The sequence below is a fragment of the Amycolatopsis thailandensis genome (genome assembly GCF_042723255.1).
GTDB lineage: Bacteria > Actinomycetota > Actinomycetes > Mycobacteriales > Pseudonocardiaceae > Amycolatopsis > Amycolatopsis thailandensis.
The window spans coordinates 25439-44633 of sequence record NZ_JBHXJK010000006.1 but is presented as its reverse complement, the minus strand read 5'-3'; the positions used below and the strand labels follow the sequence as shown (position 1 = coordinate 44633).

18 protein-coding genes are annotated in these 19195 nt (G+C 67.6%); 15 read left to right on the top strand and 3 right to left on the bottom strand.

Annotated elements, in window-relative coordinates; translation table 11 throughout:
• Window positions 1-6 precede the first annotated feature (6 nt).
• The 12 genes from ACFWMR_RS03790 (at window position 7) to ACFWMR_RS03735 (ending at window position 11618) form a co-directional block, all read left to right on the top strand.
• Window positions 7-249 carry a hypothetical protein gene (locus ACFWMR_RS03790; protein ID WP_005155612.1) on the top strand — a complete coding sequence of 81 codons (243 nt, stop codon included), beginning with the start codon at window positions 7-9 and terminating at the stop codon, window positions 247-249.
• Window positions 227-481, top strand: a complete 255-nt coding sequence (locus tag ACFWMR_RS03785; protein WP_191256330.1) for an AMED_5909 family protein — start codon at window positions 227-229, stop codon at window positions 479-481. Before ACFWMR_RS03790 ends, ACFWMR_RS03785 begins: the two co-directional genes overlap by 23 nt.
• Window positions 471-773, top strand: a complete 303-nt coding sequence (locus tag ACFWMR_RS03780) for a helix-turn-helix domain-containing protein (protein WP_378376740.1) — start codon at window positions 471-473, stop codon at window positions 771-773. The genes ACFWMR_RS03785 and ACFWMR_RS03780 overlap by 11 nt, the downstream gene beginning before the upstream one ends.
• A gap of 334 nt (window positions 774-1107) precedes the next feature.
• Window positions 1108-2691: an FtsK/SpoIIIE domain-containing protein gene (locus ACFWMR_RS03775; RefSeq protein ID WP_378376739.1), complete on the top strand. Its 1584-nt coding sequence runs from the start codon at window positions 1108-1110 to the stop codon at window positions 2689-2691.
• Window positions 2688-4337, top strand: coding sequence for a replication initiator (locus tag ACFWMR_RS03770; RefSeq protein ID WP_378376737.1), 1650 nt, complete (start codon window positions 2688-2690; stop codon window positions 4335-4337). Before ACFWMR_RS03775 ends, ACFWMR_RS03770 begins: the two co-directional genes overlap by 4 nt.
• Before the next feature lie 12 nt (window positions 4338-4349).
• Window positions 4350-4562 (top strand): helix-turn-helix domain-containing protein, encoded by a 213-nt coding sequence (locus ACFWMR_RS03765; protein WP_037333131.1) that lies wholly within the window; start codon window positions 4350-4352, stop codon window positions 4560-4562.
• A complete protein-coding gene (locus ACFWMR_RS03760) occupies window positions 4562-5689 on the top strand; it encodes a tyrosine-type recombinase/integrase (protein WP_378376735.1) in 1128 nt (375 codons plus the stop codon). Before ACFWMR_RS03765 ends, ACFWMR_RS03760 begins: the two co-directional genes overlap by 1 nt.
• Before the next feature lie 1714 nt (window positions 5690-7403).
• Complete coding sequence (locus ACFWMR_RS03755; protein WP_378376733.1) at window positions 7404-8633, top strand: efflux RND transporter periplasmic adaptor subunit; 1230 nt, start codon at window positions 7404-7406, stop codon at window positions 8631-8633.
• The gene (locus tag ACFWMR_RS03750; protein WP_378376731.1) at window positions 8630-9334 is read left to right on the top strand and encodes an ABC transporter ATP-binding protein; all 705 of its coding nucleotides are present in this window, start codon (window positions 8630-8632) and stop codon (window positions 9332-9334) included. The genes ACFWMR_RS03755 and ACFWMR_RS03750 overlap by 4 nt, the downstream gene beginning before the upstream one ends.
• Entirely contained in the window at window positions 9331-10530 is a 1200-nt protein-coding gene (locus ACFWMR_RS03745; RefSeq protein ID WP_378376729.1) for an ABC transporter permease, read from the top strand. The genes ACFWMR_RS03750 and ACFWMR_RS03745 overlap by 4 nt, the downstream gene beginning before the upstream one ends.
• An 8-nt stretch (window positions 10531-10538) precedes the next feature.
• Entirely contained in the window at window positions 10539-10757 is a 219-nt protein-coding gene (locus ACFWMR_RS03740; RefSeq protein ID WP_378376727.1) for a hypothetical protein, read from the top strand.
• A gap of 39 nt (window positions 10758-10796) precedes the next feature.
• Window positions 10797-11618: an arylamine N-acetyltransferase family protein gene (locus tag ACFWMR_RS03735; protein WP_378376725.1), complete on the top strand. Its 822-nt coding sequence runs from the start codon at window positions 10797-10799 to the stop codon at window positions 11616-11618.
• A gap of 4 nt (window positions 11619-11622) precedes the next feature.
• Here ACFWMR_RS03735 and ACFWMR_RS03730 read toward each other — a convergent pair whose 3' ends face one another.
• Together ACFWMR_RS03730 and ACFWMR_RS03725 are read right to left on the bottom strand one after the other, a co-directional pair.
• The gene (locus tag ACFWMR_RS03730) at window positions 11623-11922 is read right to left on the bottom strand and encodes a GNAT family N-acetyltransferase (protein WP_093936863.1); all 300 of its coding nucleotides are present in this window, start codon (window positions 11920-11922) and stop codon (window positions 11623-11625) included.
• On the bottom strand, window positions 11919-14696 hold the full coding sequence (locus ACFWMR_RS03725) for a sensor domain-containing protein (RefSeq protein ID WP_378376723.1): 2778 nt from the start codon (window positions 14694-14696) through the stop codon (window positions 11919-11921). The genes ACFWMR_RS03730 and ACFWMR_RS03725 overlap by 4 nt, the downstream gene beginning before the upstream one ends.
• A 246-nt stretch (window positions 14697-14942) precedes the next feature.
• Between ACFWMR_RS03725 and ACFWMR_RS03720 the strand changes: the two genes are divergently transcribed.
• Window positions 14943-15470, top strand: coding sequence for a serine/threonine protein kinase (locus ACFWMR_RS03720; protein ID WP_378376721.1), 528 nt, complete (start codon window positions 14943-14945; stop codon window positions 15468-15470).
• On the opposite strand, the gene ACFWMR_RS03715 is transcribed toward ACFWMR_RS03720, so the two are convergent.
• The gene (locus tag ACFWMR_RS03715; RefSeq protein ID WP_378376719.1) at window positions 15467-16816 is read right to left on the bottom strand and encodes a nucleobase:cation symporter-2 family protein; all 1350 of its coding nucleotides are present in this window, start codon (window positions 16814-16816) and stop codon (window positions 15467-15469) included. The genes ACFWMR_RS03720 and ACFWMR_RS03715 overlap by 4 nt on opposite strands.
• A gap of 134 nt (window positions 16817-16950) precedes the next feature.
• Between ACFWMR_RS03715 and ACFWMR_RS03710 the strand changes: the two genes are divergently transcribed.
• Together ACFWMR_RS03710 and ACFWMR_RS03705 are read left to right on the top strand one after the other, a co-directional pair.
• Window positions 16951-18165 (top strand): NAD(P)/FAD-dependent oxidoreductase, encoded by a 1215-nt coding sequence (locus ACFWMR_RS03710; RefSeq protein WP_378376718.1) that lies wholly within the window; start codon window positions 16951-16953, stop codon window positions 18163-18165.
• A 33-nt stretch (window positions 18166-18198) separates the two neighbouring features.
• Entirely contained in the window at window positions 18199-18918 is a 720-nt protein-coding gene (locus ACFWMR_RS03705) for a Clp protease N-terminal domain-containing protein (RefSeq protein WP_378376716.1), read from the top strand.
• The last annotated feature ends 277 nt before the right edge of the window (window positions 18919-19195 follow it).

Below are 19195 nucleotides of genomic sequence, written 5' to 3'. Positions count from 1 at the left end.
ACGTGGGTGATCAGTCCGTGGGACGAGGTGACGGTGGAGGAGACTGGTTCGGGTCCGGGGTCGCCCCCGGCGCTGGTGCTGTCGGGCACAGCGGGATCGCTGACGATCCGTCCTCCCGAACATCGGGGCGACTGGCTGAGCCGGGCCGTCTTCCTTCGCCGACTCCGCGATTGCGCGGACGAACTGGCGGCACTGCTCGAAAGCCGCGCACGGACCGGGGCCTGTGATGACGACTCCGGGCAGGAATGAGCCGCAAACACTCAAGGATGCGCACGACGTCGCGGCAGCGACTCGTCCGCTGCCAGGGGCGAGCCTGTCGACGTGGCTGAAATGGCGGCAGGCCAACGCCAGAATGTATCGCGCGGTGTCTGATGTGGACCGCTTTCATCACCACGAGATTCGGTACTGGGTCGCGCACGAGGACGGCAAGGCGGAAGAACTGGCCGCGAGGATTCAGGCGGAGAAATCGGATGCCAAGTAGGCGCGTGCAGGAATGGGGAGGCAACGGCGACGGCTCGATGCTGGACGGCAAGACGGCGGCGCAATGGCTGCGGCGGGCACGACGGTTTCGGCGGCTGACCCAAGCTCAACTTGCCGCACGATCCGGCATCAGCCCTCGGCACCTCGGCCAACTGGAGCGGGGCGAACGGCCGTTGACCACGGTGACTACAGCGGTCCGCCTGGCGGATGGCCTGGACATCGCACGGGAGCACGTGTGGTTGGTCGCGCTTCGGGAGTTCGAACGGAAGGAGCGTGCACGTTCGCGGGACTGACCAGATAGGCAAGAACTGAATATCGAGATTTTCGCACGTGGGGACGTGTGGCGAATAAACGCGTCCCCATGTGGCTAAAAGTGTCCCTTAAAACGCAGAACCGGCCCTTGGCTACCAACCTGTTCCGGTTCTGCGCCTGTCCACTGGAGCAGTGAACAATGACGAAGATAAATGACGGCACACAGTGCGAGTCAACGGGGGTCACCCGAACGCGCTGTACGGAATGCAAACGGTTCGCTCGGCTGCTGCCGGGTGAGGAGAAGTGCTCCCCGTGCCTGGGGATGTTGCCGTTGCCGATCGTGGTTCCCGCAGCTGGTCTGCGGGGTGGTCGGTGATGAACACGCAGGAGATCATGACCACCCTCGCGGTCGGTGGCGGGCTGGCGGTGGTGTTGTGGGTGCTGGCCAAGGTCGGCCGTGTGCTGGCGAGTGTGTTCGAGGCGCTGGCCGCGTTGGCGGTGCTCGGTGTGGCGCTGTGGGGTCTGCTGCGGGCGGTCGGGTGGATTGTTCGGCAACTCGTCGGGCACTGGCGTACCTGCCTGGCGCTGCTGGGTTTGTGGGCCTGGTGCACGGTGCTGGGCTGGGTGTCCTTCGTCGTCACGGTCGGCGTGCTGGCGGTGGTACTGCTCGTCTGGTGGCGGCTCGATGAGGTCGTGTACGACCTGTGGTGTGGGCGGTGGCTGCGGGCGTGGTGGCTGCGCTGGGCGCTTTACGGGCGGAAGCTGGCCGGGTGGTTGCACGCCTGCGGCCTGACGGTGCGGGATGACGCGATCCCGGTCGACGTGACGGTGAATCTGGTGTCTCGTCGGCGCAAGCGTGAGGCGGTCACGAAGGCGCGTCAGGCGTCCGGTGTGGCGGTGCCGAAACTGCTGTCGGTCCGCTCCGGCCCGTCGTGGGATGAGGTCCGGGTCCGGCTGGTTCCTGGGCAGAAGCCGGAAGACTTCGATGAGGTCGCGCGGGAGCTGGCGGTGGCGCGGAAGGTCGCGCGGTGCCAGGTGCGGGAGCTTGAGCCGGATGTGGTCTCCATCGACTTCATGCGCCGGGATCTGCTCGACGCGGCGGTGACGTGCCTACCGGTCCCGGAGATGGTCTCCGTGGACGGCTCGGGAGTGGATCTGCGAGCGGTCTATGCCGGTTCGACCGAGTACGGCACGCCGTGGACACTGCCGCTGGTCGGTGGTGGCGCGCACACGCTCGTGGCTGGTGCGTCGGGGTCGGGGAAGGGCTCGGTCCTGTGGGCTCCGCTGGTGTCGGCTGCGGCACCGATCCGCGCCGGTCTGATCCGCGTGTCCGGGATCGACCCAAAGGCGGTCGAACTCGCCTACGGGCGCGGGATCTTCGCCCGATACGGCGTGTCCGGCAAGGAAGCCCTGGAAGTCCTCGACGCGCTGATCGAGGAGCTGGAGAACCGGAAGCGCGTCTTCGCCGGGAACACTCGTCAGGTCCCGGTCTCGGCCGAGTATCCGGTGGAGCTGCTGGAGTTCGACGAGATCGGCGCTCTGACCCGCTACACCGACCGCAAGACCCGTGACGCGATCGTGGAACGGGTCGCGATCCTGACCACGCAGGGGCGGGCGCTCGGGTTCGCGGTCCGGGGCTATGTCCAGGAACCGACCAAGGAAACGGTTCCGGTGCGGGAGCTGTTCACCCGTCGTATCTGCCTGCGGGTGACCGCGAAGAGTCAGGTCCCGATGGTCCTCGGGGACGGCGCCTACGAACGCGGGGCGTGGGCCAACCGCATCCCGGAGTCTGCGGCCGGTGTCGGCTACGTCTGGGGCGAAGGCATCCGCGAACCCCTGCGCGTCCGGGCCGGTTGGGTTCCGGACCAGACCATCAAGCATCTGGAGCACTACGTCACCAACGGCGGTGCCTCGGTCATCCACCTGTCAGACCGGCGCGGCGAGAGGGGGACGGCATGACCACGACAGATTCGCAGGTCGGAGCAGGTCCGGCCGCCCCGCCGGCCACGAATGGACGAATCCGCGGTGCCTTGTCGGCGGAGGTCGTGAAGGCCACCGCGGAAAAGCACGGCGTCTGTGTCCGGCCGTTCACGATGGAGGTGGGAGACACCGAGACCGGCGAGATCCGCTACGTCCCGGTGCCGTGCGGGTCGACGGTGGAATCGGTGTGCCTTCCCTGTGCTCGCAAGGCAAAAGCGCTCCGTCAGGCACAGTGCCGTGAGGGCTGGCACATGACTGAGGAACCTGTCATCGAACGGGAAGTGCCGTCGAAGACGCAAACGGAGCTGGTGGCGTTCCGGGCTGATCTGGCGGCGGCCTATCGGGAGGCGCTGGCGGTCGGTGACGAGGTCGAGATGGAGGAGCTGCGGGCAGAGGTCGCCTCGGTGGACGAGGAGCTGCGGGCGTCGGGGATGACGGGTCGCCTGCCCGCTCTCGACGTTCCGGAGAAGCGTCCGGTGAAGCGGTCGACCAAGCGGCGGCAGGACGCGCCGAACTTGCCACGCCGCAAGGTCAGCAAGACCACCGTGGGCCGTGAGTTCGCGGGGAAGTTCCGGCCGTCGATGTTCGTCACTCTCACCTGCGACACCTACGGCCCGGTGCGGTCCGATGGTTCGCCGGTGAACCCGTCGACCTATGACTACCGGCGGGCGGCTCGGGACGCGGTGCACTTCTCGGCGCTGGTGGACAGGTGGTGGCAGAACCTGCGGCGCGTGGTCGGCTGGGATGTGCAGTACTTCGCCACCGTGGAACCTCAACGGCGGGCGGCTCCGCACCTGCACACCGCTCTCCGTGGGTCCATCTCGCACGAGGTCATCCGGATGGTCACGGAGGCCACCTATCACCAGGTGTGGTGGCCCAACCATGACGAGATCGTCTACACGGACCGGGAACCGTTGTGGGACATGCATTCCCGGACGTTCGTGGACCCGGACACCTGCGCGCCGCTGCCGGGCTTCGATGAGGCGAAAGAGGCGGTGGAGGAAGCGGCGCATGTGGTCACGTTCGGCCGTCAGGTGCACTCCAAGGGGATCTTGGGCGGCACGGAGGAATCGGGGCGCCACATCGGCTACCTGACCAAGTACCTGACGAAATCCACGGGTGAGGTGGTCGACGCGGACACTGCCGCGCAGCGGGATCACCACGACCGGCTTCACGCTGAGCTGGCGGTGACCCCGTGCTCGCCTCGGTGCGCGGTGTGGCTGCTGTACGGCATCAACCCCAAGGGAGCCAACGGAAAGACCGTCCCCGGTCACTGCAAGGGACGCGCTCACCGCCGGACGACGCTCGGGCTTCCAGGGCGGCGAGTGCTGGTGTCCCGGAAGTGGTCCGGCAAGACCGTGGCCGATCACAAGGCAGACCGGAAGGGCTTCGTCCTGGACGCGCTGGCCGCTGTCGGCATCACCAAGGAACAACCCGAACCGGACCGGTTCGTCTGGCGCAAGGTCGAACCCGGCGACACCCACTGCCCACCACGGGACCACCTGGTGATGCGCGCCATCTCCGAACGGATCACGTGGAGGGCCGAGTACGACCGGGCACTACTCGCGGCGCAGGGGCCACCCGGTGAAGGTCCGGAAACTTCGGCAACTCGGCAAGCGGCCTAGGAAGGGGGAGACGTGGAGAAGAACTATCTGACAGTCGATGAAGCGGCTGAGTACCTGAACACGGGTGTCCGGTTCGTGCGGCGGCTGATCGCGGAACGGCGGATCGCTTTCCACAAGGTCGGCGTTCACGTTCGGCTGGCGGTCGCTGATCTGGATGCGTTCGTGATGGCGGGACGCGTCGAGCCGGTACGGGTGAGCTGGTCCGCTGGTCGGGCGGTGGCGTGATGGCGAAGAAGCGGAGGCGGTTCGGGTCGGTTCGGAAGCTGCCTTCCGGCCGGTTTCAGGCATCGTTCCTCGGTCCGAACGGAGTGCGCCAGTACGCGCCGGACACGTTCCGGACCAGGACCGACGCTGATCGATGGCTGGTCGGCGTAGAGGCGGACATCAACAAGGGCGCCTGGCTGGACGACAAGCTAGGACGAGAAACGTTCGGCAACTACGCGGGTGCCTACCTGCGCGACAGTCCGAACATCGGGGACAGGTGGGAGGAGACGTGTCGGCGGAACATGCGCCTTCACATGACTGAGCTGCTGGATCTCCCGTTGATCGCGATCACCCCGCCGGTGGTGCGGAGCTGGTACGCCAAGGCCCTGCTCGGGGAGGGCGGGAAGACGTCGATCGGGCAGTCGTACCGCTTCCTCCGCGCCGTGATGAACTCGGCCAAGAGGGATGGGGCGATCATGATCAATCCCTGCCAGATTCCCGGCGCGGGCTCGGACAAGGCCAAAGAGCGGGGCATCGCCAACCCTGGGCAGATCGTTGAGCTTGTCGAGGCGATCACTCCTCGCTACCGGGCGGCCGTGCTGCTGGCGGCCTGGTGCGGTCTTCGCCGCGGTGAGGTCTGCGGCCTGCGGACGGCTGACGTGGACCTGGTGGACGGCGTCGTGTGGGTCCGGAAGAACCGGGTGGAGCTTCTGGAGAGTCCGAAGAAGTACGACAAGGACCCCAAGACGGATGCGGGGCGTCGGCCGGTGTCGGTCCCTCCGCACGTCATGCCGTACCTGCGGGATCACATGAAGGAGTGGGCGGGGCGGGATCGGTTCTTCGTCGGCAGGGACGGGCAGCCGATGCGGGGGAACGCGGTCTATCAGGCGTTCGTCCGGGCGCGGGTGAAGGTCGGCGTCGACGTGAGCTATCACGACCTGCGGCACACGGGGCAGACGCTCGCAGCGAGTGCGGGCGCGACGCTGGCTGACCTTAAGAAGCGGCTCGGGCACGCGTCGGCGGCTGCGTCCCTCCGGTATCTCCACGCGGTCGAAGGGCGGGACAAGGAGGTAGCCGACCAGTTGAGCAAGCTCGCCGCGCACGGGAACGCTGCCAAGCTGCCCAAGACAATCATCGTGAAGCACTGAGCCACGATGTTGCACGGGGGTTGCACGCGACACTGGTGCAACCCCCGTGACCAGCGGAAACGTCTGTGCCTGAAAAGCGGAAGGTCGCCGGTTCGACCCCGGCCCTGGCCACCGCTCTCAGAACCGCCTCGATGCATGTCGAGGCGGTTTTTTCATGCTCGCCGCCGATCTGGGCTGTCCTTGGTTGACCGCGGTCGATCCACCTGGCCGCCGCTTGTCGCACGGCACACCTTCTCTGGCGGGCCATTGTCAACGATCGCACGCTAGGTGCGGTTCACCTTTCATGGCATGAACCCTGGAACGGCGAGAGCGACCGTCCCAGCACCGACGAACAGCAGGCTGGTGATCTGGAGCCGCACAGTTCCGACTGCTATGGACCTGGTCAACTCTTGGCTGGCGTGCTCAACCTCCCGAATCTTTTGCTCGGTTTCGCTCATGGCTTTGCGGAGCGCATGTACGTCTGAGCTTCGGCGGCTCCGCTCGCGGGCTGCTTCCGCCTCTACGAGTTCGATACGCCGCTCGATCCAGCGAAGCTGCTCCTCCACTGGCAGATCAGTCGGTGCGGGACGGCGCGATACGACACCTTCAGCCTGCAACGCTGCGACTCGGACCCCTGCAGCGCTGCCAGCATGGACGGTGACGCTCCGATTGCTGCGGAGGAGACGATGGGCAAGATGACGGGCCCGAGTTAGAAGACGGTCTAGTGCTGGCCAAACTGGTCCTGATCCGTGTTCTCGGTTGGTAGACACGAAGGCGCCCACTGCGAGGCAGATGCCTACGATTGAGAGCAAGAGGCCCAGGGCTGTGAGCAGGATCTTGAGCATGCGGTTAAGTCGCACGGATAGCTGCCTATGTTGCAAGAAACCGTAGCGCCAGGGCTGTCGGCTGGGCGGAGCGGTTCTCGGCCACGGCGTCGCTTGCGTGCTGTTTTACCCATCGAGCCAGGTTCGGCGGCAATCCAGACGCTGATGACCGCAGTAGGCGGACCCGGTGCTTCACGTAACGAGTGACGGGGGTTCCGCGACCTTATCCCGTACCAAAAGCAGACGGGAGATGACCATGGGCCTGCTCTACAAGCTCTTCATGCCGAAAGGCTTGAAGAAAGTGCGGCGCAAGGTGACTCAAGTGGCTCACCCCGTTCGGACCGTGACTCGGGCGGCTACCCCGCGCGCCGTACGTGCCGCAATGAACCCGGTTGGTTATGGGAAGGGAGCGCTCGAGAATCAGATCGTTCGCGCTGTCAAAGGAAAGGGCAGAAAGAGCGGCAGCAGGCGCACCGGCCCTGTGGTCGCTTGCCAGCATTGCGGAGCCAAGGCGCCAGGCGTGATGTGCCCCGCCTGCCGACGACGTATGAGGCCGACAGCGAGATAGATTCCAGTCGATCAGGGCTGTTGGCGCTGAGATGGAGCGCGGCGAAGCTGACGGCGGCTCCCGCTGTGCTCCTTGCAGAACGGGACAACGACTTTGGTCTCGGTGGGTTTGCCGCCGGTCGTCCCGGCTCGAGCCTGTGCAGAGCCGAGGAGTGGCCCGGCCATATTGAGCCCCGCCAGCAGGAGTGCCATGGCGGCAGGCGAGGGCGGCACTACGTGATTCGGGGAGCAAGGCGCGGCCGGAGAGGATCGAATCACCGTTTCGCGTAGTTCGCCCGGGGATACACAGCGGGCTCACAGGCAATCAACAGGTCATTGCCAAGCAACGGCAGCAGTGTCGCCGCATGACGCGAGCTCGCCCCTCCAGGGCCTGGGTGCTCAACGGTGTCCTGATCGTGCTCCTGGCCGGAGCAGGTTTCGGGATATATCAGGCATTCGGTCCCGAACAGAACACCGCGCAGGCCCAGACCCGCAGTACGCCGGTCCGCCGGGCCACGGTCACCGAGACCGTCTCCGCCGCCGGGACGCTCGCCAGCGGGTACACCGGCACCGCGAACTTCGCCTCGGCGGGCAAGGTCGCGTCGATCGACGTGAAGGTCGGCGATGTCGTGTCGGTGGGCCAGAAGCTCGCGACCATCGACAGCGCTCAGGCGACGAAGGAGCTTCAGGTCGCGAAGGCGAACCTCGTGGTCGCCCGGGACAACCTCGACACCGCCGAGACAGCGGAGGACACGCCCGCCACCGGACAGAACACCCAAGGCGCCCAGAGCAGTCAGAACAGCGTCGCCTCGGCGCAGGCCAAAGTGGACCAGGCCGAGCTCGACGTCCAGAACGCGCAGACCGCGCTCGGCAACACCACGCTCGGCGCGCCCGGCGCGGGAACGGTCACCGCGATCAACGGCACCGTCGGACAGCAGTCCTCCGCGAGCTCCCAGTCGTCCACGACTGGCGGGAACCAGCAAGGGAACTCCAGCGCCGCGACGTCGTCTTCGTCCAGTGGTGGCAGCGGGTTCATCACCATCACGAACATGACCGACCTGGTCGTCGACACTTCGATCGCGGAGATCGACGTCAGCAAGGTCAAGGCCGGCCAGAAGGCGACGGTGACGCTGAACTCGTCGCCGGACAAGCCGGTCAAGGCGACCGTTTCCAGCGTCGATCTGACGCCGACGACCAGCGGCAGCGTCGTCTCCTACAAGACGAAGCTGACGCTGACCGATCCGCCGGAAGGGCTTCGGCCCGGGCAATCCGCGAGTGTCGTGGTCACCGTCGCGGAGGCGCAGAACGCGTTGAGCGTCCCCGCCGCGGCTGTGCGGACCACGGGCAGCAGGAACGTCGTCACCGTGCGGGAGAACGGCCAGGAAACCCAGCGCCAGGTGCAGGTCGGGATCCGCGGCGAGTCGACGGTGCAGATCACTTCGGGGCTCACCGAAGGGGAGAGCGTCGTGCTGACCGCGACGGCCGCCACCGGCACCGGGAACACCGGAGGCACCGGCAGGACGGGTGGCACGGGCGGCTTCCCCGGTGGTGGCCAGCGCGGCACCGGTACCGGCGCCGGAGGCGGTCGGGGATGAACCCGGTGATCGCGGTCTCCGGGCTGCGCAAGACCTACGGGGAAGGGGAAACCGCCGTCCACGCCTTGCGTGGCGTCGACCTCACCGTCCTGCCCGGGGAGTACGTCGCGATCATGGGCGCGTCCGGTTCGGGCAAGTCGACGTTGCTGAACATGCTGGGCTGCCTGGACGTGCCGACCTCGGGCGAGTATCTGCTCGACGGTTTCGGCGTCGGCGAGCTCAACGAACGCCAGTTGGCGTTGCTGCGCAACCGCAAGATCGGCTTCGTCTTCCAGTCCTTCAACCTGGTTCCCCGAACCTCCGCCGTGTCCAATGTGGAGCTTCCTCTCGTCTACAGTGGACTGAAGAGGTCGGTACGGCGCGAACGCGCGCTCGCCGCGCTGGAGATGGTCGGCCTGACCGACCGTGCCAAGCATCTGCCGAGCGAGCTGTCCGGCGGTCAGATCCAGCGGGTGGCCGTGGCGCGGGCGCTCGTCACCGGGCCGGCGATGCTGCTGGCCGACGAGCCCACGGGCAACCTCGACAGCCGCAGCACCGCGGACGTCCTTGGCGTCTTCGACCGGCTGAACCGGCTCGGCCGCACCATCGTGGTGATCACGCACGAGGACGAGGTCGCCGCGCACGCCCGCCGGGTGGTCCGCGTCGACGACGGGCTGATCGTGTCCGACGAGCCGACCCGGGCCGTGGGGGTGACGTCGTGAACTTCCTGGAGATCCTGCGGTTCGCGATCCGCGGTCTCACCGCGAACAAGCTGCGGTCGGCGCTCACCACGCTCGGCATCACCATCGGCGTCGCGGCGGTCATCCTGCTCGTGGCGGTGGGGAACGGCGCGTCCGCCGCCATCGCGGCGAGCATCCAAGGGCTCGGCACCAACGTCGTCAACGTCTCGCCGGTACGCGGCGGCCAGGGCGCGACGGCGCGCCCGCTGACGGTGCAGGACGCCCACGCGCTCGTCGACCCGGTCGGCGCGCCGGACGTCAAGGCGGCGTCGCCGGTGGTCACGACGACGGCCACCGCGACCCGAGGCCAGACGTCGTACGACATTTCGAGCGTCGTGGGCACCGAACCCGCGTACTTCACCACGACCAACAAGGAGGTCGCCGACGGCGCGCTGTTCACCGCCGAGGACGTCACCGCCGGGCGGAAGGTCGTCGTCCTCGGCGCTACGGCGGCCCAGTCGATCTTCGGCACGGCCGAGCCGGTCGGCGGGAACGTGCTGCTCGACGGGATCCAGTTCACCGTCGCCGGAGTGCTGAAGGCCCAGGGGAGCACCGGGCCGCAGAACGCCGACGACGTCGCGATCGCGCCGATCTCGGCGGTGCAGAACTCGTTGGCGGGCTACGGAAGCCTCAGCCAGATCGCCGTACAGGCGGCGGGCGCGGACTCGGTTTCCCTCGCCCAGGCCGAAATCACCGCGATCCTCGACGCGCGGCACGGGATCCGCGCCGGCGGCACCGCCGACTACCAGATCCAGAACTCCGAACAACTGCTCGCGACCCGCACGTCGGCCACCGAGACGTTCACCGTGCTGCTCGCCGCCGTCGCGGCGATCTCGCTGCTGGTCGGCGGGATCGGCGTCACGAACATCATGCTGGTGACGGTGACCGAACGGATCCGCGAGATCGGCATCCGCAAGGCCGTCGGAGCACCGCGTTCGGCCATCCTCGGCCAGTTCCTCGCCGAAGCGACCATGCTCAGCCTGTTCGGCGGGCTGCTCGGCGTCGCGATCGGGCTGATCGGCAGCCGGTTCACGATCTCCGGGATCCAGCCGGTCGTGGTGCCGTCCTCGATCTTCCTCGCCTTCGCGGTTTCCGCCCTGATCGGGCTGTTCTTCGGGGTCTTCCCAGCGAACCGGGCCGCGAAGCTGCGGCCGATCGACGCCCTGCGTCACGAATAGGAGTCTCGATGGCGTCCACTGAACAGACCGCGGAGGAGGTCGTCGCCGGTCCGGCGGTGACCGGTGACCTCCACGGCGAGATGCGCCGCGCCGCCCGGCCGTTCTCCCGGACGACGCGGGTGCTGGCCGCCCTGGTCGTTCTGGCGGCGGTGTTCGCCCTCGGCGCCTGGACGCATGCCGCGTTCGGCCCCGCGTCTTCCCCCGTGCCCGTCCGGCAGACCCGCTGATCTTGACCTCGATCTAGGTGGAGGTGTCAGGCTGGTGCCATGACACTCGCACCTGAGCAGGTCGACGAATGGACCGTCGACACCCTCGATCTCGACGCGTACCTCGGCCGGATCGGCCAGGACCGCGCCCAGCCTTCCGCCGCCGCGCTGCGAGAGCTGGCGAAGGCGCACATCCTGGCTGTTCCGTTCGAGAACGTCGACGTCGTTTTGGAACAGCACAAGGGAATCGCGCTCGAAGACGTGATCGGCAAGCTGGTCCGGCGGCATCGCGGCGGCTACTGCTACGAGCACGGAAGCCTGTTCGCCGCGGCCGCCGAGCAGCTCGGCTACCCCGTGCGCCGCCTGGTCGCGCGGGTGCAGCCGCAGAAGAACGGCCCGTACACGCATATGACGCTCGCCGTCGAAGCCGACGGCGTCCAGCATCTGGTCGACATCGGGTTCGGCGCCGGGATGCTGGTGCCGATGCCGCTGGTCGACGGCGCCGTGGTGGACCAGGCGGGCTGGCCGCACCGGCTCGTCGCCGACGGCGACTGGTGGCGCCTGCAGAAACAGGAAGGCGAGGAGTGGACCGACCTGCACGCCTTCAGGCTCACGCCGATGCACCGGATCGACTACGAGGTCTACCACCACTACACGTCGACGCATCCGCGTTCGCCGTTCACCGGCCAGCTGGTGATCATGCGCCTGGAGGAAGGGCTCAGCCGCAAGCTGGTCGGCACCGAGTTCATCGTCGAACGCCCGGACGGGACCAAGGAGACCACCCCGGTCCCGCCCGAGCGGCTCGACGCGACACTGCGCGAACTGGACGTCGTCCTGACCGAGGACGAACTCGCGAAACTGCTGAAGATCTACCCGGGCTGAGAGCTCAGAGTTCGAACTCGGCGCGCTTGTCCTCGGGGACGAGGTCCTCGTATTCGCGGTGCTTCGCGATGTACGAGCGCACGTACGGGCAGTAGGGCAGGACGGACCTGCCCTGCGACCGGACGTCGTCGAGAGCGGCTTTCACGAGCTTGCCCGCCAGGCCCTGGCCGGCGAAGTCGTCCGAGATCTCGGTGTGCAGGAACAGGATCGCGTCCGGGCGGGTGCGGGTTTCCAGCAGCCCGGCGGGTTTCCCGTCCACGGCGATGTCGTAGCGGTCTTCTCCGGATGTGATCTCGACACTCATTCAACGGCTCCGAAAAGTTCGTCCGGGGGCGCGGGGCGGCCCAAGTGGAAGCCCTGCGCCTGGTCACAGCGCAGCTCACGCAGGACCGCGAGCTGCTCTTCGTCTTCGACGCCTTCGGCGACGACGATCAGGTCGACGGCGTGCGCCATCGCGATGATGCTCTTGACGATCGCGGCCGCGTCGCGCGATTCCGCGATGCCGGTGACGAAGGTGCGGTCGATCTTGAGCGTGTCCAGCGGGAGCCGTTGCAGCTGCGCGAGCGACGAGTAGCCGGTGCCGAAGTCGTCGATCGCCAGCGTGACACCGAGATCGCGCAACGACGTCAGGACTTCGGCGGCCGCGGCCTGGTCGCGCATCAGCGCGCTCTCGGTGACCTCCAGGGTCAGCGCGTGCGGCGGGAGCCCGGTCGTCTTCAGCGCGTCCTGCACTCCCGCCACCAGCTGCGGGTCGTCCAGCTGCCGGGCCGACAGATTGACCTTGAGGTTCAGGTCGATGCCGAGTTGTTCGCGACGACGGGCGATCTCGCGTGTGGTCGTGCGGAGGACGTACTTGCCGATCAGGTTGATCAGGTCGCTTTCCTCCGCCAGCGGGATGAACTCGGCGGGTGAGATCGTGCCGTGCGCCGGATGTTTCCAGCGCAGCAACGCCTCCACGGCGACCATCTCGCCGGACTCGATGTCCACGACGGGCTGGTACGCGGTCCAGAGCTCCTCGTTCTGCAAGGCGTCGCGCAGGTCCTGCTCCATGCGGAGCCGCCGCTGCATCCGCTCGCGCAGCTCGACGTCGAAGAACTCGTAGCGCGCCCGGCCGAGCGTTTTCGCTTGGTACATGGCGACATCCGCGTCCCGCAGCAGATCTTCGGCGGTCCGGGTGTCGTCGTTGGCCGCGGTGACGATGCCGATGCTGGCGTCGATGTGCAGCTGCCTGCCGTTGACCGTGATCGGTTCGGTCAGCGCCTCGCGCAGATGCTCGGCCAGCGCCTTGATCTCGTCCGGTTCGGTGATCTCCGCGGTGACGACGACGAACTCGTCGCCCCCGAGCCTGCCGACGAGATCGCTTTCGCCGATTCCCCGGCGCAGCCGTTCACCCGCGATGCGGAGCACCTTGTCGCCGACGGAATGCCCGAGGGAATCGTTGATCACCTTGAATTTGTCGAGATCGATGAACAGCAAGGTGGTCAGTTCGGCGCGGCCGGCGCCGGACAGCGCCTCGGCCAGGCTGTCCAGGACCAGTGTCCGGTTCGCGAGTTCGGTGAGTGGGTCGTGCGTCGCCTCGTGGGCGAGCCGTTCGCCGATGGCGCGGCGTTCGGTGATGTCGGTGAACGAGGTGACCACCGCCATCGCCGACGGGTCTTCCGGGGTCAGCAGCCGGGAGGTCAGCGAGATCCAGACGTCGCTGCCATCGGGCCGCCGCAACCGCAGCACGAGCCCGGTCTGGGTGACCCTGGTCCGCCTGGTCACCACCGACGGGATGCGAGCGGGCGGAATGCGGCCCTGCTCGTCGTACAGTTCCAGCGTCACGCACGGGACGCCGATGAGGTCGTCGTGCTCGATACCGATGATCCGGCACGCCGCCGGGTTGGCCGATTCGATGAGGCCGCCGGGGCCGACCACGACCACGCCTTCGTCGAGGGACGCGACCACCGTGCTGTAGTGCTGTTCGGCCCGCCGCCGGGCGGTTTCGTCGGCGCAGACCAGCACGAAACCGTTGTTCATCTCCGCCGCCGAGATGCGGATGGCCAAGGTCGAGCCGTTGCGATGACGGTGGGTCGTCCGCAGGACACCGCCCCGGCGCAGCACGGTTTCCGGGTCGAGCGCGGCGCCGACGAGGTCGCTCACCGTGCCGCCGATCGCCTCGCCCGTTGTCCAGCCGTAGACGTTCTCCGCGGCGGGGTTCCAGCTGGTCACCATGCCCGTGCCGTTGGTCGCGATGATCGCGTCGCTGACGTGGCTGATCAACGCGGCCTGGTAGCGCAGTGTCGCTTCGGCGGCCTTCTGCGCGCTGATGTCGCGCATGATGACCTGGAACGCGGGCCTGCCCTCCCAGGTCGTCCGCACCGAGATGCTCTGGACCAGGTATTTCGTGCCGTCGAGGCGGAGCATGACGGTGTCGGCGGGATCGGTCGACGCGCCGAGGCGGTGCAGCGACGCGATTCTGTCCAGCAGGGCCGGGAGCGATTCGTCGGCGACGAAGTCCATGATCGGCCGCCCGATCAGTTCGGCGGTCGAGGACGCTCCGAGCGCGGCGACGGCCGCCCGGTTCACGTACGTCACGACGCCGGCTTCGTGGACGCAGACCGCGTCGGGGCTCAGCTCGACCAGAAGCCGGTAACGGTCAGTGAGATCTTCGAGGGCTTGCCGGTTCTCGCGGACGTCGGTCACGTCGGTGGCGATCCCGAGCAGACCCGACGAGCCGTTGTCGTCACCGATGGTGCGGGCGCGCAGCCGGACCCAGCGGATCTCGCCCGCGGGGTTCCGGAACGACTGCTCGAGTTCGAACTCGCGCCAGGGCGGGGAAGTGCGGGTGCCGGAGGTCAGCGGCGCCACCAGATCGGCGAGCCGGGACTCGATGTCGGCTTCGGGGAGGGCGGCTCCACCCAGCAGGTTCTCCAGTCCGGGCAGCCAGGACAGCCGCTCGGTCTCGAAGTCGTACGACCAGATGGCGGCATGGTCGCCCGCGAGGCCGAGATCGCCGACCGGCTCGTTTCCGAGCGGTTTGCCTGTCGGACGACCGGAATTTCCGGCTCCCGGCACGGCGAGGGCGTCAGCCTCCATGATCCGTCCGTACCCCCTCTACCGGTGCTGGCACCGTCGATTACACCACCCGCGAAGGGCGCTGTATACGCGAACCGAAGGCGGGCCACCGCTGATATGCGCGAAAGCATATGAATACACGCTGTGTGACCGACATGCGCTAACGTGTTCCATCGAGTGAATAATTTTTGGTTAACTTCACCCATTCGGCGGTGAGTTGCGGTAAAACTACTGTTCGCTCGTTCCCGGTGTGAAAGGTCCCAGCTGGTGGATGACGACGACGTTTCGGTCGCCGACCTGCTCATTCGCGAGGGCTGGGACGACCACGAGGAGTCACGGGCAAAGTCACGCTGGAGAGTTATCGCGGTGGTGATCGCCGTGGTCGTCGCCTGCGGTGCGGCCGGTGTTCTCGTCGGATTCGATTCGGACCCCGAGCAGAACGCGCAGCCGAATCAGATCAGCGTCATCGAGATGCCGAAGCGTCCCTCGGAGAACAGGGGAGCCGGTGCGACGTCGGCGGTCCCGTCCACCGAGACGGTCGAAACCGGCGAAGGCGGGACTCCGACGCAGTCCAGCAAGACGACGTCGTCGAGCCGTCGCACGTCGAGTTCGGCCGCGTCGACGTCCGACACCCCGGACACCCCGACGACTCCGACCTCGTCGCGCGAGCCCGCCGACCCGCCGAAGCCGACAGGATCGACGGTCCCTCCTCAGCCGCCCCACCAGACCCCGCCGCCGCCCTCCACGACGCCGACCGAAGAGTGCAACCTGTGGCCGAAATGGCTCTGGTGCTAGGGCGCCCGCAGTAGGTCCGGCTCCTGGCGTTTGCCGAGGTGGTTGAACAGCAGGTTGAGGGTGAAGGCGACGATCGCGGCGACCGTGATCGGGCTGCCGCAGATGGTCTGCAACCACGCCGGGAAATGCTGGAAGAAGATCGAGTTCCCGAACTGGTTCGTGGAGAACGCCGGCAGCAGACCGACGCCGAACGACACCGCGACGATGAAGGTGTTGTGGTTGCCGGAGAACTCCACCTTCTTGAGGTTCTGCACGCCGACCGCGGCGACCATCGCGAACATGACCACCGCGACGGCGCCGATCACCGGCTCCGGCACGGCCGCGACGAAGGCGCCGACCTTCGGCACCAGGCCCATCAGCACGAGCAGGCCGCCCGCCATCGCGACCACCCAGCGGCTGCGTACCCCGGTCATCTGCACGAGACCGACGTTCTGCGCGAAAGCCGTGTCCGGGAAAGAGTTCATCGCGCCGCCGAGGATGGCCGAGAGACCGTCGGTGGCGAGGCCGCGCGCGAGGTCGGAATCGGTCGCCGGGCGTCCGGTGATCTCGCCGACCGCGACCAGGTCCGCGGTGGATTCGGTGTAGGTCACCAGCATCACGACGCACATCGAGAGCACGGCCGCGATCGGGAAGGTCGGCGGGCCGAAGTGGAACGGCGACGCGAGGCCGAACCAGGCGGCATCGGCGACGCCGTCGAAGCTCACCAGGCCCATCGGGACGGCGGCGGCCAGGCCGATCACCAGCGCCAGCAGCGGGCCGATCTGGTTCGCGAACCCGCGCAGCACCCGCGTGAACAGGATGATCACCGCGATCACGCCGAACGCGAGCCCGATGTTGGCGGGCCTCGCGTAGTCCGGCGACGTGGTGTCGTGGCCGGCGATCAGGCCGACGCCGGGCCCGATGAGCGAGATGCCGATGACGACGAGCAGCGTGCCCGAGACCAGCGGCGGGAAGAACCGGATCATCTTCGCGAACGGCTTCGCGATGAGCAGGCCGAACACCCCCGACGCGATCATCGCGCCGTAGACGGCCTGCATGCCGTACTGGGACGCGATCATGATCATCGGGTTGACCACGGTGAACGTCGCGCCGGCCACCACCGGCAGCCGGATGCCGAAAAGCCGTCCGATCCCGATCGCCTGAATGAGGGTCGCGATCCCCGCGACCAGCAGATCCGCGTTGACCAGCAACGCGATCGTCGCCGCGTCGAGCTTCAGCGCGCTGCCCACGACGAGCGGGACGGCCACCGAACCCGCGTACATGATCGTCATGTGCTGGAGGCCGAGCAGGGTCAGCTTCGGCAGTGGCGGGCGGGCATCGACCGGGTGGATCTCGGGCCGGCTCATGCAACCCTCCTCACGTGCGGGAACACCAGTGGACTCGTCGCGCATGACCGTAGCGCTTCCTCCGTGTGCGGATCACGTGTCGAAACGGCCGGAGCTGTGTTGAATGGACAGCGGGCACAACGGAAGGAGCGCCGATGGAGACCGTCCTCGTCGTAGGGGCCGGGCAGAGCGGGTTCGGAGTGGCGACCTCGCTGCGGGACAAGGGGTTCGACGGGCGGGTGGTGCTCATCGGCGACGAACCCGGGCTGCCGTATCAACGTCCTCCGCTGTCGAAGGGCTATCTCGCCGGGACGGCGGGTGACGCTCAGTTGCGCTTGCGGCCCGAGGACTTCTTCGCGGAGAAGAGCATCGAGCTGATCCCGGGCCGCGTCGCGTCGGTGGATCGCGACGGCGCGAAGGTTGTGCTCGAAGACGGGAGCGCCCACGAGTACGACCATCTCGTCCTGGCGACGGGCGCGGTCAACAGGGTGCTGCCGGTGCCCGGATCCACTTTGGACGGTGTGTTCACCTTGCGCACCAAGGACGAAGCCGACGTCTTGCGCGCCGCTCTGGAAAGCGCGGAGAACGTGGTCGTGGTCGGAGGCGGGTTCATCGGGCTGGAGTTCGCCGCGCACGCCGGACGGCCCGTGACGATCGTCGAGGCGCAGGACAGGCTGATGGCGCGCGTCGCGACTCCGGAGGTCTCCGCGTACTTCGCGGCTCTGCACGAGGGAGCCGGGCACACGATCCTGCTCGGCAAGGGCGTCTCCGCGCTGCGCGGCGAGGGCCGGGTGACCGAGGTGGAACTGAGCGACGGCAGTCTGCTGCCCGCCGACTTGGTGCTGGTCGGGGTCGGGGTGGAGCCGCGGACGCTGCTCGCCGAAGAGGCCGGGCTCGCCGTGGCGAACGGTGTCGTCGTCGACGAACACCTGCGCACGAGCGACCCGAAGATCTCGGCGGTCGGGGACTGCGCGAACTTCCCGTGCGTCCAGGCGGGGACGGCGACACGGCTGGAGTCGGTGCAGAACGCCGTCGACCAGGCGCGGGCGGCGGCCGCCGTCATCACCGGCGAACCCGCGCCCTACGAAAGCCTGCCGTGGTTCTGGACCGACCAGCTCGGCGCGAAACTCCAGATCGCCGGGATCCTGACCGGGGCGGAGAAGACCGTCGTGACCGGGGACCGGGAAGGCGGGAAGTTCTCGGTGCTGTCGTTCCGGGACGGCGTGCTGGCCGGGGTCGAGTCGGTGAACCGGCCGCCGGACCACATCGCCGCGCGGCGGCTGTTCGCCGCGGATCCGGCGCCGCGGTTCGAGACGCTGGAGGCCAACGGCTTCGATCTCAAGGCGACCTTCGCGTCAACCCAAGGTTGACGATTACAGGTGCGTCAACCTAGAGTTGACGGCATGACGAATCCAGTCCGGCTCGACGACCTCATCTCCCACATCAAGCAGCAGCATCCCGACGGGGACGTGCTCGGCCAGCTGTCCGACGCGGTCTTCCTCGGCGAGCACCTCGGCGAAGTGGCCGACCACCTGATCGGCCACTTCGTCGACCAGGCGCGGCGCTCCGGCGCCTCCTGGACCGAGATCGGCAAGAACATGGGGGTGTCCAAACAGGCCGCCCAGAAGCGCTTCGTCGAATCGAGCGGCTCTTCACTCGAAGACCTGGTGAAGGTGTTCAGCCGCTACACCGACCGCGCGCGGCACGTCGTCGTCGCTTCGCGGGACGCGGCTGTCACGGCGAAGAGTCCGCAGATCGAGCCCGTACACCTGGTCCTCGGCCTGCTCGCCGAACCCGCCGCTCTCGCCGCCGGGGCGATCTTGGCGCAGAAGGTGACCCTCGAAGCCGTCCGGGAGGCCGCGGAGGCGGCGCTACCGGATCCCGCCGACGAACCGGCGGAGGCGGCGAAGATGGCTTTCGGGGCACAGGCCAAGAAGGCGCTTGAGCTCACCATGCGGGAGTCTCTGCGGCTCGGGCACAACTACATCGGAACCGAGCACATCCTGCTGGCCCTGTTCGAACTCGGCGACGGCCTGCTGACCGGGCTCGGGCTCACGAAGGAAGCGACCGAGGCCGCGATCCTGCGGGCGTTGGCGGAGATCGTCGCGGCACGCGAGGGCTGAAGGCGTCCTTCACCGCATGCGACGCGGTGAAGGACGCTTTCGTCTCGTAAGACGCGGGGAAAGGGCCCTTCGCACTTATCCACAACACCCCGGTTGTCCACAGGTTGGGGAATCGGGTCTGGGCAGACATCGTGGCCGGCCCCACGATCGAGGAATGAAAAAAAGATCGTGGGGCGACGACCCCGAACTCCTGCTGGAGAACAGCGACCACGGCGTCATCCGTGCGATGCGCCTTCAAGAAATGGGCGTCTCTTCGACTACGACATATCGAAGATGC

Excerpts from the sequence above, each read along its gene's own strand:
- ACFWMR_RS03785 (WP_191256330.1), top strand. The coding sequence starts at position 227 with ATGACGACTCCGGGCAGGAATGAGCCGCAAACACTCAAGGATGCGCAC.
- ACFWMR_RS03780 (WP_378376740.1), top strand. The coding sequence starts at position 471 with ATGCCAAGTAGGCGCGTGCAGGAATGGGGAGGCAACGGCGACGGCTCG.
- ACFWMR_RS03775 (WP_378376739.1), top strand. The coding sequence starts at position 1,108 with ATGAACACGCAGGAGATCATGACCACCCTCGCGGTCGGTGGCGGGCTG.
- ACFWMR_RS03770 (WP_378376737.1), top strand. The coding sequence starts at position 2,688 with ATGACCACGACAGATTCGCAGGTCGGAGCAGGTCCGGCCGCCCCGCCG.
- ACFWMR_RS03760 (WP_378376735.1), top strand. The coding sequence starts at position 4,562 with ATGGCGAAGAAGCGGAGGCGGTTCGGGTCGGTTCGGAAGCTGCCTTCC.
- ACFWMR_RS03755 (WP_378376733.1), top strand. The coding sequence starts at position 7,404 with ATGACGCGAGCTCGCCCCTCCAGGGCCTGGGTGCTCAACGGTGTCCTG.
- ACFWMR_RS03750 (WP_378376731.1), top strand. The coding sequence starts at position 8,630 with ATGAACCCGGTGATCGCGGTCTCCGGGCTGCGCAAGACCTACGGGGAA.
- ACFWMR_RS03740 (WP_378376727.1), top strand. The coding sequence starts at position 10,539 with ATGGCGTCCACTGAACAGACCGCGGAGGAGGTCGTCGCCGGTCCGGCG.
- ACFWMR_RS03735 (WP_378376725.1), top strand. The coding sequence starts at position 10,797 with ATGACACTCGCACCTGAGCAGGTCGACGAATGGACCGTCGACACCCTC.
- ACFWMR_RS03730 (WP_093936863.1), bottom strand. The coding sequence starts at position 11,922 with ATGAGTGTCGAGATCACATCCGGAGAAGACCGCTACGACATCGCCGTG.
- ACFWMR_RS03725 (WP_378376723.1), bottom strand. The coding sequence starts at position 14,696 with ATGGAGGCTGACGCCCTCGCCGTGCCGGGAGCCGGAAATTCCGGTCGT.
- ACFWMR_RS03715 (WP_378376719.1), bottom strand. The coding sequence starts at position 16,816 with ATGAGCCGGCCCGAGATCCACCCGGTCGATGCCCGCCCGCCACTGCCG.
- ACFWMR_RS03710 (WP_378376718.1), top strand. The coding sequence starts at position 16,951 with ATGGAGACCGTCCTCGTCGTAGGGGCCGGGCAGAGCGGGTTCGGAGTG.
- ACFWMR_RS03705 (WP_378376716.1), top strand. The coding sequence starts at position 18,199 with ATGACGAATCCAGTCCGGCTCGACGACCTCATCTCCCACATCAAGCAG.